The organism is Vibrio sp. 1288, from assembly GCF_033344475.1.
The window spans coordinates 74,441-91,949 of record NZ_JAWPOX010000009.1; the positions used below are offsets into that span (position 1 = coordinate 74,441).

The 17,509-nt window shown below is 44.5% G+C and carries 15 protein-coding genes; 12 read left to right on the forward strand and 3 right to left on the reverse strand.

Annotated elements, in window-relative coordinates:
- Positions 1–6 precede the first annotated feature (6 nt).
- The 12 genes from R8O11_RS09005 (at position 7) to R8O11_RS09060 (ending at position 14,406) form a co-directional block, all read left to right on the forward strand.
- The gene (locus R8O11_RS09005) at positions 7–387 is read left to right on the forward strand and encodes an Hpt domain-containing protein (protein ID WP_005377636.1); all 381 of its coding nucleotides are present in this window, start codon (positions 7–9) and stop codon (positions 385–387) included.
- 308 nt (positions 388–695) lie between these two features.
- Positions 696–2,222: a sigma-54-dependent transcriptional regulator gene (locus R8O11_RS09010; protein ID WP_269334071.1), complete on the forward strand. Its 1,527-nt coding sequence runs from the start codon at positions 696–698 to the stop codon at positions 2,220–2,222.
- The gene (locus R8O11_RS09015) at positions 2,197–3,267 is read left to right on the forward strand and encodes a glycosyltransferase family 4 protein (protein ID WP_258508884.1); all 1,071 of its coding nucleotides are present in this window, start codon (positions 2,197–2,199) and stop codon (positions 3,265–3,267) included. Before R8O11_RS09010 ends, R8O11_RS09015 begins: the two co-directional genes overlap by 26 nt.
- A 144-nt stretch (positions 3,268–3,411) precedes the next feature.
- The gene (locus R8O11_RS09020) at positions 3,412–4,596 is read left to right on the forward strand and encodes a glycosyltransferase (protein WP_025766676.1); all 1,185 of its coding nucleotides are present in this window, start codon (positions 3,412–3,414) and stop codon (positions 4,594–4,596) included.
- A gap of 11 nt (positions 4,597–4,607) precedes the next feature.
- Positions 4,608–5,780, forward strand: a complete 1,173-nt coding sequence (locus R8O11_RS09025; RefSeq protein ID WP_269334072.1) for a glycosyltransferase — start codon at positions 4,608–4,610, stop codon at positions 5,778–5,780.
- Positions 5,773–7,203 carry a lipopolysaccharide biosynthesis protein gene (locus tag R8O11_RS09030; protein ID WP_017820656.1) on the forward strand — a complete coding sequence of 477 codons (1,431 nt, stop codon included), beginning with the start codon at positions 5,773–5,775 and terminating at the stop codon, positions 7,201–7,203. The genes R8O11_RS09025 and R8O11_RS09030 overlap by 8 nt, the downstream gene beginning before the upstream one ends.
- A complete protein-coding gene (locus R8O11_RS09035) occupies positions 7,200–8,564 on the forward strand; it encodes an O-antigen ligase family protein (RefSeq protein WP_005377645.1) in 1,365 nt (454 codons plus the stop codon). Before R8O11_RS09030 ends, R8O11_RS09035 begins: the two co-directional genes overlap by 4 nt.
- Positions 8,565–8,679: 115 nt before the next feature.
- Entirely contained in the window at positions 8,680–9,804 is a 1,125-nt protein-coding gene (locus tag R8O11_RS09040; protein ID WP_136977081.1) for a glycosyltransferase, read from the forward strand.
- Complete coding sequence (locus R8O11_RS09045) at positions 9,801–11,234, forward strand: GumC family protein (protein ID WP_005377649.1); 1,434 nt, start codon at positions 9,801–9,803, stop codon at positions 11,232–11,234. The genes R8O11_RS09040 and R8O11_RS09045 overlap by 4 nt, the downstream gene beginning before the upstream one ends.
- A gap of 221 nt (positions 11,235–11,455) precedes the next feature.
- Entirely contained in the window at positions 11,456–12,574 is a 1,119-nt protein-coding gene (locus tag R8O11_RS09050) for a glycosyltransferase (RefSeq protein WP_054579476.1), read from the forward strand.
- Positions 12,567–13,757 carry a glycosyltransferase family 2 protein gene (locus R8O11_RS09055; RefSeq protein ID WP_054574132.1) on the forward strand — a complete coding sequence of 397 codons (1,191 nt, stop codon included), beginning with the start codon at positions 12,567–12,569 and terminating at the stop codon, positions 13,755–13,757. The genes R8O11_RS09050 and R8O11_RS09055 overlap by 8 nt, the downstream gene beginning before the upstream one ends.
- Before the next feature lie 10 nt (positions 13,758–13,767).
- Entirely contained in the window at positions 13,768–14,406 is a 639-nt protein-coding gene (locus R8O11_RS09060) for a sugar transferase (RefSeq protein WP_005377654.1), read from the forward strand.
- A 19-nt stretch (positions 14,407–14,425) separates the two neighbouring features.
- Here the strand turns inward: R8O11_RS09060 and R8O11_RS09065 are convergent, their stop codons facing one another.
- The 3 genes from R8O11_RS09065 to R8O11_RS09075 form a co-directional block, all read right to left on the reverse strand.
- The gene (locus R8O11_RS09065) at positions 14,426–14,815 is read right to left on the reverse strand and encodes an ATP-binding protein (RefSeq protein WP_005377656.1); all 390 of its coding nucleotides are present in this window, start codon (positions 14,813–14,815) and stop codon (positions 14,426–14,428) included.
- Between the two features lie 126 nt (positions 14,816–14,941).
- Positions 14,942–16,522, reverse strand: coding sequence for a BCCT family transporter (locus R8O11_RS09070; protein WP_005377659.1), 1,581 nt, complete (start codon positions 16,520–16,522; stop codon positions 14,942–14,944).
- 362 nt (positions 16,523–16,884) lie between these two features.
- On the reverse strand, positions 16,885–17,400 hold the full coding sequence (locus R8O11_RS09075) for an outer membrane beta-barrel protein (RefSeq protein ID WP_005377661.1): 516 nt from the start codon (positions 17,398–17,400) through the stop codon (positions 16,885–16,887).
- Positions 17,401–17,509 lie beyond the last annotated feature (109 nt).

Genomic DNA, 17,509 nt, shown 5'->3' on the forward strand with positions numbered 1-17,509 from the left:
GCTATTATGACGATAAATAACACATTGACTATCGAGCAAGAATTAGTGGATGAGCATATTCTTCAGCAAATGATCAAAGATACGTGCGCCGAAATCATCCCTACCTTGATTGATCACTATGTCGAAGAGTCACGTGATCGCATGGAGAAAATAGAGCAAGCATTAAGCACAAAAGATCTTCAAACATTAGAGTTCGAGGTTCACACACTGGGCAGTTCTGCTCTCGCTCTAGGCAATCGAACGCTTTCAAGACAAGCAAGAATGATTGAGAAGTACTGTGTCGAAGGAAAAATACCAAAAGCATTGGAGCTTTGTGAAACACTTCCTCAACTCGCCAATGAATCGTTTGATGCGTTAGAAAAGCGAAAAGCTCAAGGGTTTGAGTAGTATCAGTGTCTTACTCCCTAGCGAAGCATCGCGTTTGATAAAGCGCGATGCCGACATCATCTCAGAAATTTAGACTCCAAATTCAGTCACCCTCGCCAAGCCACACACCTTGAAATTATTTGGGCATAACTTAATCAATTAAAAAGTATGGATTTTTCGCAAATTTCCTACCTTGTGCTAATACTTAAATAACGCTTTTCTCAAATTGAGAATTTTCAGCACTAGAGAGCAATAAACCACTCATAACGCCAAATAGTAGTGCTGACAAAAATCATAAAAAATGAAACAAACTACGTTGGGATGGGACTATGAGACCAAGGGTGTTACTGGTAGAGGACTCTACTTCACTAGCCATACTTTATAAGCAGTATGTTAAAGACGAACCTTATGACATTTTTCATGTCGAGACAGGTCGCGAAGCGATTCAATTTATTGAAAGAAGCAAACCTCAGCTCATCATTCTCGATTTGAAACTGCCCGACATGTCTGGCGAAGACGTGCTGGATTGGATCAACCAGAATGACATTCCTACGTCCGTTATTATTGCTACGGCGCACGGCAGCGTCGACTTAGCCGTTAATCTAATTCAAAAAGGTGCGGAAGATTTCTTAGAAAAGCCCATAAACGCTGATCGCCTAAAAACGTCAGTTGCATTGCACCTTAAACGCGCCAAATTGGAAGATTTGGTGGAAAATATTCAGTCCAAGTTTGATCGCCACAACTATCACGGATTCATCGGTTCAAGTCTCCCGATGCAGGCGGTATACAAGACCATTGATGCTGTTGCGCCAACTTCTGCCAGTGTGTTTATTGTGGGAGAAAGCGGCACAGGTAAAGAAGTTTGTGCTGAAGCCGTCCACCGCCAGAGCGACCGTAAAGACAAGCCTTTTATTGCAATTAACTGTGGGGCTATTCCACGAGATTTGATGGAAAGTGAGATTTTTGGTCACGTTAAAGGAGCCTTTACTGGAGCGACAACAGATCGAAAAGGTGCGGCGACGCTGGCACATGGTGGTACGCTTTTTCTTGATGAGCTGTGTGAAATGGAACTTGAGATGCAAAAGAAGTTGCTCCGCTTTCTACAAACGGGCACTTACACCCCTCTTGGTGGCACTCGAGAAATGAAAGTGGATGTGAGAATCATTTGTGCCACTAACCGAGATCCATTAACAGAAGTAGAAGAAGGTCGTTTTCGTGAAGACTTATACTACCGTGTGCACGTTATACCTATTGATATGCCCCCATTACGTGAACGAGGAAGTGACATCGTCACGCTTACCAAGCACTTCTTGACCACTTACGCCAAACAGGACAAAAAGAAATTCTCAACAATCGACAGTGAAGCTCAACATATCATCAAGCATTACGAATGGCCGGGTAATGTAAGGCAACTACAAAACATCATACGTAACATTGTGGTGCTTAATAACGACGAAAAAGTCACGGTGAGCCACCTACCCGCTCAACTCACTAAAAAGTCTAAAGTGACGAAAACAACGACGCCTGCGCATGTTGCTCAAGAGTCAGCAAACATTGCACCAATCACACCACCACCTGGTTATACTGAGGAACCTTCACCTTCTGCGGTCGAACCGTCGATTACCGCAGCGGAGCAGCCTGGTACACCGTCCTCTGCTGCTACCTCACCGTACTTTAACTCTGATGGAACCATTCGCCCTATGTGGCAAGTAGAGCGTGAGGCAATTCAAAACGCAATCGCGTACTGTGATGGCAACGTCCTCAACGCCGCTGTCATGCTGGAGTTAAGCCCATCTACGGTTTACCGAAAAAAACAAGCGTGGGAAGCGGATGAAATTAATCTCGAACAATCTTGATAAACCTGCCATTGGTGAAATTTGGATCTTGCTTGATAGCCGTCTATTCGGTGGCATTGAAAGTCACGTTATCGAGCTAGCTCGGGGATTAATCGCCTTTGGACACAAAGCTCGAGTTGTGCTAACCACTGAGTATTCACCAGCCGCTCAGATTGTACAGAAGGCAAAAGAAGTCGCGATCCCTGTGAGTTACTTAAACTATTTGTCTGGCGAGCCCAATAAAGCTTTAAAAATTAAACACCTAACAAGCGCCGTCGCCAATCACCAACCCTCAGTGGTTCACTCCCATGGTTATAAAGCGTCGATTTTGTCGCGCTGCGCCAAACTGCTCACCCGTACGTTTCCTCGTTTGATTTCAACTTATCATGCTGGTGAATCGTCCTCAGGGAAACTATGGCTATACGATTGGCTTGATAGAAGCTCAGGCAGCCTATCTGACCATTGCTTTGCTGTCAGTCCAAGTATTCAGCGCAAAGTTTTTTGTTCTTCAGAACTGCTGAATAACTTTGTTTCGATTCCCAACAGTCAACTCGCCTATCAGGAGATCGCTTTTGTCGGCCGATTGAGTCAGGAAAAAGGCGCCGATCAATTTATTGAGGTAGCGAGGCTCTGTCCAACATTACAGTTTAGTGTGTACGGTGATGGCCCAGAAAAAGAGTCGCTTAATCAAACTGCCCCTTCAAACGTGACTTTCCTCGGCCATCAAACCGATATGGAAGGTGTTTGGGAAAATATCAGTGTACTTATCATCTCTTCTCGTTATGAGGGGCTTCCAATGGCGGCGCTTGAAGCCATGTCGAGAGGCATTGCCGTGATGAGCTTACGTGTAGGTCGTCTTCCAGATATTATCCAAACGGGTAAAAATGGTTTTATCGTCGAAGACATTCCCTCTCTTGCCAAATGTCTTCATGACTGGATATCGATTGGTGAAGCGCAACAATCACTCATTCGCCAGAATGCTCGACAAACCATCATTGATGATTTCTCAGCGCAAAGTGTGATTCCCGTATTGCTACAAAAATATCAAATTGAAACGGATCACTAATCCATATTGGTTCTCAATATGAGAATGATGAGTTCCAAACATAAATATCATATAAGATTCAATCACATAAACTAATGGCATATTTTGGCATCTCTATTGCAGCTCAGCAGTTAACGCAGATTAATGATGAGACAGAGGTGACTTATGACTACGCCAAAACGCATTCTATATGTTCATTATGGTGATAATTGGATTCGCGGCAGTGAAGTGGTGCTTCTGGATCTCATTTCAGGAATCGACCGCGATAAGTTTGAGCCATTCGTATGGTCCAACTGCCAACCATTAATCGATAAGTGCCAATCGCTCGGAATTGAAGCGGAACATTCAACCTTCAATTTGGTGGGTGGTTGGAGCGCTCCGCGCTGGGATATTAGCGGGTGGAATAGCCTTATCAAACAAGGCTCAGCATTGATCGAAAAGCACAACATCGACTTGGTACACGTCAATAGCGGCGGCCCTTGTCAATGGATGTGTTTGGCTGCTCGCATGAATCATATACCACTTGTCACGCAACTTCATTGCCATTATACATTGCGCGATCGCTTCTCTCTCGGACTTCACCTCTCTCCAAAATTGATTTGCGTTAGCAAAGATGTTGGACGCGAAATTCTTCAGGACGGCTACCCGCAAAACCAACTTCATGTCGTACACAACGGCGTGTCACTTCAAGGCGTGGATACACCCATCGACATTAAAGATCGCCTCGGAATCCCATCACAGGCCTTTACCTTTCTGTCGGTGGGTTCGCTGATTAAGCGCAAAGGGTTTGACCGCCTTATTCGGGCAATGCGCATGCACAACTACCACCACCACAACCCTCACCTTGTTATTGTTGGTGACGGCGAAGAAAGAGAAGCATTGCAACAGCTTGCCGCAGATCTTGGTATCCAAGAACGAGTGCACTTTGTCGGAGAGCAACACAATGCTGGAGCGTGGATGTGTGGTAATGCAGACGCTTTTATTAGCGGCGCCTATGAAGAGGCCTTTGGTCTCGTGCTCGGGGAAGCGGCTTTAGCTCAACTGCCCATCGTGGCTCCTAAAACGGGAGGCATTCCTGAGTTGTTCGAGCATAATCACTCTGCATTGCTGTACCAGAACAGTGGAATGGCGAGCCTGTTAAACGCGATTCAACAAGTCATGCAAGACGCGGCATTAAGAAACAAGCTGGCGGAAAACGCTTACCTACATGCTAGCCAGCACTTAACGACGACTGCATCTATCAACGCTATTGAACGTATTTACGAAGGTGAACTTAATAATAACGCCATTACACCAATGCCAATGACTCACTGCATGAAGCCTCTTTCACGCTGGTTGAGCATCAATTGAGGAGCCCGGTCATGAAACGTGTATTGATGTTCGACGCCATCCCAATGCAAGGTGGATCCAAAATCGCGAATGCAGAGCTCCTTAAGCAGTGCGATAAGCTGAACGTGATTGGTTATCTACTCACTACAAATCCAGAGCATTGGGCGTCACTGCTTAGTGATACACCGCGTGTGCAAGTTATAAAAATAAAACCATCACCATTTAACTCGACTCATGGCCTGACCTACTGGTTGATGAACGCTTACTACTTTCTCCAACTTCTCTACGCGTGCATGAAGCTGCCAAAAATAGATAGCTTTTTGGGCCTATCTTGCCCAAGTAATGATATGCCTTTGTACTTACTACGATTAATTAGCAAAAAGCCTGTGGTACAGATGGTTCATGGTCCTATTGGACGATCGAGATCTGCTGGCTACTGCTTAGTAAAAGCATCGGCAATTTACCACTTGGCAAACACCCGCGAATCAATGGTAGAAGCATTACAGGCCTACCTCAAAACAGAGAAGCCTGCCACCGAACGCTATTGGTGTGGTTTGAATACATCTACGTTTGTTAATGGATTATCGAAAGATCGCTGGCCAAAACAAGCGAATCCGATTTCAAGCCGCGTTTTCTGGGCAGCTAGCTTACTAAAATGGAAGAACATCGATCTTTTGCTTGATGCTTTAACACTTGATGAGTCGAAAAAGATCAAATCCACCGTGTGTTACATCAAACCTAACGTGGCAGGTGTGGAATATTCAACACCGGACTTCAACACACAAGGTGTTGAATGGCATGAGTGCCCAAACAACTTAGATGAATTGCGTTCACAGTGTGGTGTGTTTGTTTCCACCAGTCTCAACGAACCTTTTGGGTTATCTATTTTGGAAGCGCTCGCTGCAGGTATGTGTGTCGTCATTCCACATGATGATAGTTATTGGGACCGCGTGTTAACTCACGGCCGAAATTGTATTAAATACACGCCTAACAATGTGGCTTCGTTACACAACGCAATTCGCCTTTTGAATGAATCGCCGTGGATGAAAGTAACGATGGGTATCGAAGCACTCAATGTTTCTCAACTATACACAGCCGAACGTTGTTATTTGCCAATCGCCCAGCACCTTGCTGCCGAAATTGCTACCAACAATGATTGCACACTCAAGACACCGCGAGACATCAAAGGATATGATCATGTCTAAAGCAATGACCAACATGACGCTATTTGCTATCGCCTTAGTGATCAATAAAAGCATCAGCCTAATCATGCTGCCTGTATTGCCCCACTTTCTCTCACCAGAACAAATGGGCAAGCTTGAGCTTCTAACAACCTTTGGTGTTGTTACGACCTTGTTTGTCAGTTTCGCTTTGCATGAAGCGCTTTATCGATTCGTCGGCGTTGAAAAGGATCAAAATACGCGCACAAGCCTACTAAACCAGCTGTACTCACTTGCTTTACTCATCGCTGGCGTCGTCGCTCTTAGCTTGCTCACTATCATTTTAATCGCCCCCATTCCCGCGCCTTTTACGCGAGTCGAATTTGCTATTGTTATGTTTGCCATCGTTCTAGAAGGCAGTATTGCAATCGGCACTGCCTGGTTAAGAACACAAGACGACAAAGCAAGAACACTGCTTAACGTCATGGTCACTACCACCATTTTTCAGGTCATTTTTATCGTCGCGGCGCTGTCTGTTCATCCCCATGTTATTTCTGTTTTGTGGGGGGGCTTGTTGGCTGCTATTACTCAATTTGTTTGGCTGCACATCGTTAACCGTTACAATGTCACCCTTCCTAAGCTGACATTGGCAAAACAATACCTAAACTACTGCCTACCAATGATGATGGCCGGTTTAGTAGCATTTTGTCTCAATGGCGCTGAACGCTGGTTCATTGGTGCCAACACTTCTCTTGCGACGTTAGGGATTTACGCGATAGCGGTAAAATTTGCAGTGGGCATGTGTATTTTAGTGCAGCCGTTTGGCATGTGGTGGATGCCACGTCGATTTAACTACTTAGAAGGGCGCAAGAGCACTGAAGCAGTGCGCATCACACACTTAGGTATGATTTACATTACAGGTTTGAGTGTAGTGGTCGGCACATTAGCAATGGTGATGATCACCTACTTACTGCCAGAAACCTATCATGAGGCGGTACTATTCAGCTTATTCTTGCTACCTATCGCCATGTTAAAAGAATGGAGTGAGTTGATTAACATCTCCATTTTGTACAAGCGTCGTACTCGCTGGCTACTGGGTATAAATGTCGTCTCTGCGTGCGTTGCGATTGCTTTGCTGTTTGGCTTATCTTCTCTGGGTATTTATGGGGTGTTCATTGCGCTTTATTACGCACAACTGTGTAAGTTGGGCCTGACTTATGTAGTAGGCCAACAATGTATGACGTTGCCTTTTCACCTCAGTCTGATGGTTTTATTACAGATTATATCCGGTGTGGCACTGTTCCTGCTTCACTCTTCACAATCAATAGGAATCGCCATCGCAATTTGCATTTTGACATGCAGTTTGCTGGCAGGGATAGCCACTCGCTACATGAGTAAAGAGACGCTCAATGCTCTCACTCGATACATAGTGAAACGGCGTGGACAGGTGAAGAGATACTCGTTATGAATGAAACCAAGGTGAGAACAAAACAGTCCATCGCAGCACTGACGATTACAGTCTGTATCGGCCTGCTTTGGATTGTTATGCCTCATCCCATTTTGATTGTTGCGTTGTGTTTCGCACCACTCGCGTTACTGTTTGTTCTCAATCAAACGTTTTGGCTTGTCACACTGTTCGTTATTTTTTCATTCTTTCGTATTCACGAAGCCTTTCCTGTTATCTATAACTTCAAGATCCCATTACTGTTATCATTGGGGGCACTCGCCGCACTCGCTTTTCACCTTCTTATAAGCCGCCAGATTACAGCTTTTTGGCACCCTTCATTAAAGTGGCTGTGTATATTTTGGGGTCTGGTGATCATCGGAATCATATTCGCTTCCAGTCGTGATATCGCAATAACGGTGTTCAAAAACACCTATTGGAAAATCATCATTATGACGTTGGCCATCACCTGGCTTATTACTAAACCTTCACAGCTCGCACAGATGTCAAAAGCAATTATTTTCGCCGGATTATTGATTGGCTTAGTGGCATTACAAAACGCTGCGAATGGCATTGATTTGGTTGAAGGGACGCGCGTGTCGATAGGACGATCCATAGGTTCAGTACTTGGCGATCCTAACGATTTGGCACTAGTGCTGATGTTTCCCCTTGCCTTTACCGTTAGTCAATTGATGGAGAAGCATTCCCCCAAGCATCTCAGGCTCTTTGCCCTTATCACCTGTTTGGTTTTGTTCTTTGCGATCATTGAGACGCAGAGCCGCGGGGGGTTACTAGGTTCACTGTCTGTATTTGCCTACTTTGCTTTTAAACACATCAAAAGCAAAACATTAGTCTTGGTATTAGGCGCTATCGCAGCGATCGTACTCTACGCATTCGCTGGTATTTCAGGACGAGAATCGGGGGGAGCCGCTGAGGATGGTATAGATGCCTCTGCGATGGGGCGACTTTATGCGTGGGAAGCGGCATTTAAAATGGCGCTGCATCACCCGTTGACTGGCGTAGGTCTAGATAACTTCTACTTTAATTACTATTTCTACAGCCCACACTGGGATGGTATCAACCACGCCGTCCATAGCACTTGGTTTGGCGTGTTAGCAGAAACGGGTTTTGTCGGGCTCGCGGTGTTCATTACTTTAATTGTGTCATTGATCCGCACCTCTTTGCATTCCATCTCATTGTTGACACCAAAATCAGATTACACCCTCTCTGTTGGTGCAAACGCCGTGTTAAGTGGGCTTATCGGTACCATCGTATCAGGTACGTTTCTGACTCAAGGTTTCACTTGGCCAATTTACATTCTAGCGGCATTAACAGTTGTCGTTAGCCGAATTGTTCAAAGTGACTGTCAAAATGAGAAATCCTAGTTTCAAACATAAACAAAACCCATAACTCACTGTTTTAAAATGGCTAATTCCTTGGCACGCATTGTGATTACTCACTTAATTAGTAATCAAATAACCAAGACTCAAGGAGAGCCACATGACGGACATCGTAGTATTTGGAGAAGATTTTGGTGGGTTACCCTCTTCCACTCAGCATATTGTCAAGCAACTAGCAGCGAACCATCGAATCCTTTGGGTGAACTCCATTGGCCTTCGTCAACCTAAGCTGGATTCTAAAGACATACAGCGTGCGTTAAACAAACTCACTCGTGTATTTCATAACGTAGGCTCACACAAGCCAACATTGGACTCTGAAACAAACCCAAACATTCACATCATCAACTTGCTCACCATTCCTGCCCCTAGTTCTGCATTAGCAAGAAAAGTGGCCGCTAAGATGATGAAACACCAACTCAACAAACAATTACAAGCTCTTGGTTTTGATAAGCCTGTATTTTGGACGTCGCTCCCGACTGCTGCCGATCTTTGTGCAGAAATGAACCCACGTGGACTGATTTACTATTGTGGCGATGACTTTAGCGCTTTAGCTGGTGTTGACCACGACACGGTGGCCAAGCACGAACGTACTCTTGTTAATGCGGCCAGCGTTATCTTTACGGCAAGCGAAACACTCTCCACCAAATTTCCATCTGGTAAAACCGTCACTTTGCCTCACGGTGTCGACGTTAGTCTGTTTTCTGAGCCAGCACCTAAGGCTGAAGATTTTCCTAATAATGGTCGCAAAGTGCTGGGCTTTTATGGCAGTTTGTCTGAATGGTTAGATTACGACTTAATTGCCCAAGTCGCAGACCAAGCACCTGACTGGGATCTGGTTTTCATCGGCCCCAACGAACTCAGTGACAATCCGCTACCTCAAAGAAGTAACGTTTACTATCTCGGCCCAAGAGCTCATCACACTTTGCCAAGCTACTCTCAACACTGGGATGCCAGTTGGTTGCCCTTTGTTGATAACGCTCAAATCAAGGCATGTAATCCGCTTAAACTTCTTGAGTACTTGGCAACAGGAACCCCTGTTATCAGCACACCGTTTCCTGCATTAATGCCCTACAAACATATGCTTCATGTGGTTCAAGATGTCGAAGACGTGCGTGCCAGTCTCGATCACCTCCTACCGCCACCGACAGATTCAAAGTCATTTGTTCAACAGCAAAGCTGGGAAGCAAGAGCCAACCAAGTTGATAAATTAGTGAGGGCGCTATGAACGATTTAAGAGAAAACCTCAGCGTACTGTTACATGGAGCTTGGAGACGTCGCTACATGATCGTTATTCCTATGCTTGTCTTGCCTGTGCTGGGTTTCATCGTAAGTAAACTGGTTCCGACGACTTATGTTGCTCATACCAGCATGCTTATTCAAGAGACAGCGAAAATGAACCCGTTCCTTCAAGACCTTGCCGTCTCAACAATGCTTAAAGACCGATTGAGCGCACTCAGTACTCTGCTAAAAAGCCGACACGTTTTGTATTCTGTCGCAAAAGAACAATCGCTGATCAATGACGAGATGAGTGCAAAAGAGCAAGAGTTCATCATAAAAGATCTTGCGTCGCGCCTGTCTGTTCAGCCACTCGGTAAAGACTTCATTCAAATTCAATTGCAAAGTGGTAAATCAGAAGGAATGGAGTCGATGCTGCTCTCTGTCAGAGAGCATTTTGTCGAACAGCTTTTGGCACCTGAGCGTTCTTCGATTAAAGATTCGAGCCATTTTTTGACTATCCATATCAACAAACGCAGGGAAGAACTAGACAAGGCAGAGCAAGCCTTTGCAGAATATAAAAATACTTACTCAGACGCGACGCCCGAAATGCAAGCTCAAAGCCTTACTCGCCTTGCTAGCCTCAAACAAACGCTAGCCGAAAAGGAAGCGGAGCTTGCTGGTGTTTCACGAAGTCTAGGCAGTTTGGATCAACAACTATCCAAAACGAACCCGGTTATCGGTAAACTGGAAGAGCAAATCATCGACATTCGTAGTGAACTTACCCTGCTTCGCGCTAAATACACAGAGGCGCATAGTTTGGTGCAAGGTAAGTTGCGAGAATTAAACCGGTTGGAGCAGGAACGCTCGGTACTCTTGAACTCTAAACAACCAGAACTAAACAGTGCTCAACTATGGGATATCGCGAGCAATACCACAGTAAACAGTCTTGGCGAAGCACAGCCTCTACTTGTCTCCCAACTACATCAATTACAAATGATGCGCGGACGTTTTGAAGCACTTACGGAAGAAACCAACAGCTTGCGAGACATGATCCAAGAATTAGAGCGAAATGCGCACCAATTTGGGAGCACAGCGACAGAAATCAACCGCTTAGCTCGTGACGTCGCAGTGAAGAGAGAAATGTATGATGAACTCGTCGAACGCTATGAGATGGCCCAACTAACGGGTTCTTTGGGAGAATTTGAAGAGAATAAGCGCGTAAAAATCATTGATGAACCGTTCACGCCAACGATTCCAACTAACTTACCTAGTTTTGTATTTGTCATTTTAGGATTTATTGGTGGCGCTGGTTTAGGCATTGGATTAGCGACGATACTAGAGTTAGCCGATAACTCTATCCGCTCTAAAAGAGCATTAGAAAAACACCTTGGTGTTCCTGTCATCACCACTTTACCTAACGTAGTGTACGGAAACTAACCGCCATAAGAACTCATTTACAAGCACTCGGTCGGCGAGTGCTTTTCTTTTACTACTGCCTTATACAGCCTCATAGCATGTCCACTAATATGAATCTCAAATTGAGAATAAACATAAAGTCTCACAAGCATCAATATTAACCTATTGTTTTTAAATGATTAATTTTTTGGCACGCAGTCTGCAACTCCTAAATAAACAAAGAACTCAACGAGGGTTTGAAAATGGAATTCAGACAAAAACACAATAACACTAAGCACAGCAAAAAAGTGATATTACACGTCGTGCAACACTTAGCTCCTGGTGGTTTAGAAACGCTCGTACTAGAAATGCTTCGTTTTGCGCAGCCAAACCATTCCGTTTTTGTCGTGAGCTTAGAAGGAAGCAAAGAACATGCACTACAAGGCTGGCAAAAACTATTGCCCTACCAAGGCCAACTGCACTTTCTTAATAAGAAACCTGGATTCAGCGGAAAAACCATCAGTACGCTGACTTCCATGCTCAAAGGACTTAAGCCTGACGTGGTCCACACACATCATATCGGCCCACTTCTGTATGGTGGTATTGCTGCACGTTTAGCGCACGTACCTGTAGTGATTCATACCGAGCACGACGCATGGCACCTTAATAACAAAAAATCAGCTCGACTACAGTCCCTTTTGCTAACGATGATTCGCCCGCAAGTAGTTGCCGATGCTAACTTTGTCGCCCATCAAATACAGACTAAGTTAAAGTATCGCAAAGTTTGTACTATCCATAACGGGATTGACTGTCAGAAGTTTAAAAGCGGTGACCAAACGGCAACAAGACACTTGTTTGAACTTCCAACCGACAAAATCGTGATTGGCGTTGCCGGGCGTCTAGAAGCAGTTAAAGGCCATAAAGTGCTTATCGAAGCCTTCTCTCATCTTACGCCAAACACACACCTAGCAATCGCAGGTGATGGTTCTCAGCGAACTCAATTGGAAGCACAAGTTAGAACGTTAAAACTTGAAGATCGAGTAACCTTTTTAGGCTTGGTGGACGATATGCCCAGCTTTTACCAAAGCCTAGACTTGTTTTGCTTACCATCACTTCAAGAGGGCTTTCCTCTCTCAACCCTCGAGGCTCAAGCATGTGACATTCCTTGCGTCGCAACGGATGTTGGCGGCGTGAAAGAGACGCTCTGTCCGAACAACAGCACACTGGTTGAAGCAAATCGCGTGTTTTCGTTGGCCGAAGCGTTATCACAACAACTGGAATCATCACACCGCTCTCCTCGAACTTTTATTCTCAAACACTTTGATATCAGAGACATGGTGAGTCGCTACTCACGTTTGGCCAAGGAGGCTAGCTATGAATGATTTACTTTGGATTATAGGGTTTGGTTTATCCACGTTTTTGATTGTCTATCATCACGTTGGGTACCCACTGCTCCTTAAATGGCTTCCTTTAAAACGGCAAGCCGAAACCAAAGCACCATTTGTAGAGCGAGCTTACAAAGCCTCCAAAACAGACAGCCAGCTACCCTCTATTACTGTCATCGTGCCCGCCTACAATGAAGAACAATGGATAGCAGAGAAGATCCGTAACCTTGCGAGCCTAGATTACCCAAGGGATAAGTTAAGAGTAGTGATCGCATGTGATGGCTGCACAGATAACACAGCCGAGATTGCTCAAGCGACAATTCAAGAAGCAATCTGCTCTGATACTCTGTTCATTATTAATGATCACCAAATCAATCGCGGTAAAGTTGCCCTACTCAACGAAGAAATGCGTCATGTTAGCTCGGACATTACCGCACTGAGTGACACGTCGGCATTGATTTCTTGCGATTCTCTGTTGCTAGCTAGTCAGCATTATCAAAATGAGAACGTTGGAGTGGTTAACGCAACATATCAAATAATGAGTACTAATAACCAAGGTGAAGCGGCGTATTGGCGATACCAGTCTCGAGTAAAGCATCAAGAATCCTTGTTAGGTTCAACGATTGGTTCCCACGGTGCATTTTACACTTTCAGAACTCACTTATTTGAACCACTGGAAGTCAGCACCATTAATGACGACTTTATTCTCCCTATGAGAATCGTTTTGCGAGGCTATAGCGCTATTTACGAGCCAAACATGCTGGCTCTTGAGCTCGAACAAAGCTCAGACGACGCAGATTTCAAACGACGCCTAAGAATTTCAGCGGGTAACATGCAGCAGCTCATGCAATTAAAGAAATTACTGCTACCTCGTTATCGTGGCACTGCCTTTGCATTTCTATCGGGAAAGGTTCTGCGCTTAGCAACACCCTATTTGATGATTGTTTGCTTTATTTGCTCACTACTACTGGCACACAATCCGCTGTTTCAAGTAATGCTGTTCGCACAAGTTGGTATTTACAGCATCGCGCTTATTACTTACTTAATGCCAGCACTTAACACTATTAAACCTTTTAAGCTGATTAGCTACATCGTCATTGGTCATCTCGCCAACTTTATCGGCGGTATGAAGTATTTGCTCGGAATGGAAAATGGACGTTGGAAACGCGTCAACCAATAAGGAAAGCATCATGAAAAACTCACGCTACGATTCAAATGTATGCCACGCAAAAAGAACGTTTGATGTACTGGTTGCAATGCTTATTTTGGTCGTCACTGCACCACTATTCCCATTTATCGCGCTAGCGATCAAAACCACATCGAAAGGCCCTGTGATTTATCGCCAATTGCGAGTAGGACGCTGCACACCAGAAAAAATGGATCTTTTTCAAATCATGAAGTTTCGCACCATGTATATTGATGCAGAGCAACGCTCTGGCGCAGTATGGGCAACTGAAAATGATCCCCGCATCACGCCAGTAGGACGCTTTTTACGCAAAACGCGTTTAGATGAACTACCTCAACTGTTTAATGTGTTGAGAGGTGAAATGTCGATGATTGGGCCGCGCCCAGAACGCCCAGCTTTCTACCAGAAATTGGAAGATGAAATCCCCTATTTTGTAGAGCGCACATATGGCGTGTTACCAGGTATCACAGGCTTAGCTCAGGTTAACCAAGGCTATGATGCATGCATTGAGGATGTAAGACGCAAAGTTGGGTTTGACCACAGTTACGCACTAAGCTTAGGTTCGTTTTACTCTTGGATTTCAATGGACCTTTCAATCATGAGCAAAACATTCGTTGTGATGATTGACGGACGAGGTCAATAACTTCCGGTTCTGGTAACGGTCATTCTTGCCACTGGCGTCGCATCTTTTCTATCGTCGCTGGTGGTACATCATGAATGCTTTGATACGCTCCGTGGCACACTTTAATTTCCACCTCGATGCGCTTCTTCATGCAGTAGTCCATGTAACGCTTCATCTCCCAATGTCGAACAAACGTATTGCTCACAATCACGACTCTCCCTTTGTTCAACCACTTTCTAGTTTGCTGAAAACACCACTCATGCGCTTGAGGTAATTGAACTGGTTCAAAGTGATAATCACCTTCATCATTTTCAAAATACATGTCAGCTTCAAAATGCTTAGCACCAAGCTCTATCGCTAGTTGTTTTGCTAAGGTTGTTTTACCTGAACCCGGAAGTCCACGAATAAGAATGAGTTTAGCCAGTGACATAATGCAGTTTAATGAGGTGGGAATAAGCCTAAACTGTAACGAAATTATTGGAAAAGAAAAGTAGAAATAAAAAATGCCGAGCACATTAGGCTCGGCATTTAAACTCAATCATGGATCGTGTTGTATTTATTTGTAAGCTGGCAGTTCTGTTCTTAACCCTTTCACCAAACTTACGCACATCAACAGCAGAACAAAAGTAAACGGTAATCCTGTTGCAACAACACCTGATTGCAATGCTTGCAGGGCTTCTTTACCACCAACCCAAAGCATTACGGCTGCAATTGCACCTTCAATACACGCCCAGAAAATGCGTTGCGGTACTGGTGCATCAATCTTACCACCGGCGGTAATACTATCGATAACCAGCGAGCCAGAGTCTGACGATGTAATAAAGAATACCAGAATCAGCACGATAGAAAGCATTGAAATCACTGAGCTATACGGAAGCGCATCGTAAACATGGAACAGAGTCAATGAAATATCAGTTAGGCCATTTGCACCTAGCTCACCAACTTTATTCACCACTTGGTCAAGCGCGATACCACCAAACACAGACATCCAAATCAAAGTAACAACTGTAGGAATAACGATGACTGCGAATAAGAATTCTCGAACCGTACGACCTTTAGACACACGCGCGATAAACATACCAACAAACGGTGACCAAGATACCCACCAAGCCCAGTAGAATACCGTCCAGCCGTGCATCCAAGTTTCATCTTCACGACCGTGAGGGTTACTCAATGGAATAATATTTTCAATGTAAGCCATTGTTGTGTCGCGTAGCGAGCTCCACGCCGTATCAAACGTGATGAAGGTAATGAAAATAAGCAGCGCAAACGCAACCACCATATTGACGTTACTCAGTAGCTTAACACCACCATCAATACCACGAATCACTGATAGCACCGCGATAAAGGTAACGAAGGTGATCACAATCATTTGTGTACCAATGCCGCCTTCTAGACCAAAGACATGGTTAATACCACTGGTCGCCTGCTGAGCACCTAGACCTAGCGACGTTGCAAGACCAAATAGCGTCGACAAAACGGCAAGGATATCAATAACGTGACCTAACCAACCCCATGCACGGTCACCAAAAATTGGATAGAACGCCGCGCGCAATGAAAGTGGTAAACCTTTGTTAAAGGCAAAAAACGCTAATGCTAGTGCAACGAGTGCGTAAATACTCCAACCATGTACACCCCAGTGGAACATAGTGGCACCCATCGCGAGGGATTTTGCTTCTTCGGTGTATGGTACTGCGTTAAGTGGCATTCCCCACCAATCAGTGAAATACGCGGTCGGCTCAGCCACACTCCAGAACAGAAGACCAATACCCATACCCGCGGCGAAAAGCATCGACAACCAAGAAACGGTTGAGTGATCCGGCGTTGCTTCTTTGCCTCCTAAGCGGATTTTACCTAGCGGAGAAAAAAGAAGAGCAACGGCGAACAATAAGAAGAAGTTTGTCGACCACATAAAGAACGCATCAAACTGTTCGATAATTCCGTTTTTTAGACCGTTTAATACGTCTCGAGCAGTGGTTGGCTCAACAAGAAGAAGTGAAATCAGACAGAAAACAACGAGCCCCGCACTAATGCCAAAAACCGGGTTATGTATATCGAATCCCCACTTTTGAACGTTATCCTGTCCAACCTGATAATCGGTTGTATCAATACTATATTTTTTAAATGCATTATCCATAAATACAAATTTAACGTGAATTTGAAACGCCCCTCAGGTGAGAAGAACTCCAATACCGCCCTCCATTAATTTGAACTCTAAAGTTTTAAAGCGGGACGAATTTTAGCAGTAATCACATATTTTTGCAAAAAGTCGTGATTTATTGCATTTTAAGCTCAATTCGAGACAGATGAAGGGGAAATAATATCAACACAAAAATTATGAGGTCTAACGATTGACTTTGTCGTAGGTTGTAGACTAGAAAAGACACAAGAAATACTTAAGTTCATAGCCAGTCACTGCGCAAATAGAGAAGACCTGCGCTGATTTGGTTTCACAATTAACGACGAAACCAAATCAGCAAACCTTTCATCCAGCGAGCGTTATAAGAAATGGAAGGTGATGTTCCCTGTTACGCTGCTAACGGTATCGCTATCGCCTTCAATATCCACGCCAAACGCTTGATAACTCGCGCCCACAGACACATTGTCAAGCAAGAAGTATTCGGCACCAACACCATACATGTAAGAGACGCCATCATCTTTGTCTAAGTTTCTCAGTCCACCGTCATAATCAACGTTGAATGCATTGATGCCGCCTTTTGCGTAAACGTGTAACGGGCCGAAGTCGATACTAGGTTTCGCCGCTAAATAGAATGAATCAAAATCAGCACTACCCCTGCTGCCACTCAAAGATAAATCCACTTTGCCGTGGTTAAAGTAGCCTGCTTCAATGCCAATGAACGGCAAAATACCAGTACCGACATGAATACCATAAGTTGTATCATTTTCGCTGTCGATATCGGACTGACCAATTTGGCCACCAGCGTAAATCCAAGAGTCAGCCATAGCTGATGTTGAGCACAACGTTAGAGCGAATAACGAGAGTGTTTTTTTCATACTATCCCTTCCTGATCGATTCCTAAGCGAAACATTACGCAAATATGCGCATTTAATCGCCACTATATATTGGAAAGCATAGGCATTTTAAGACTCTAAAAGTGAATAA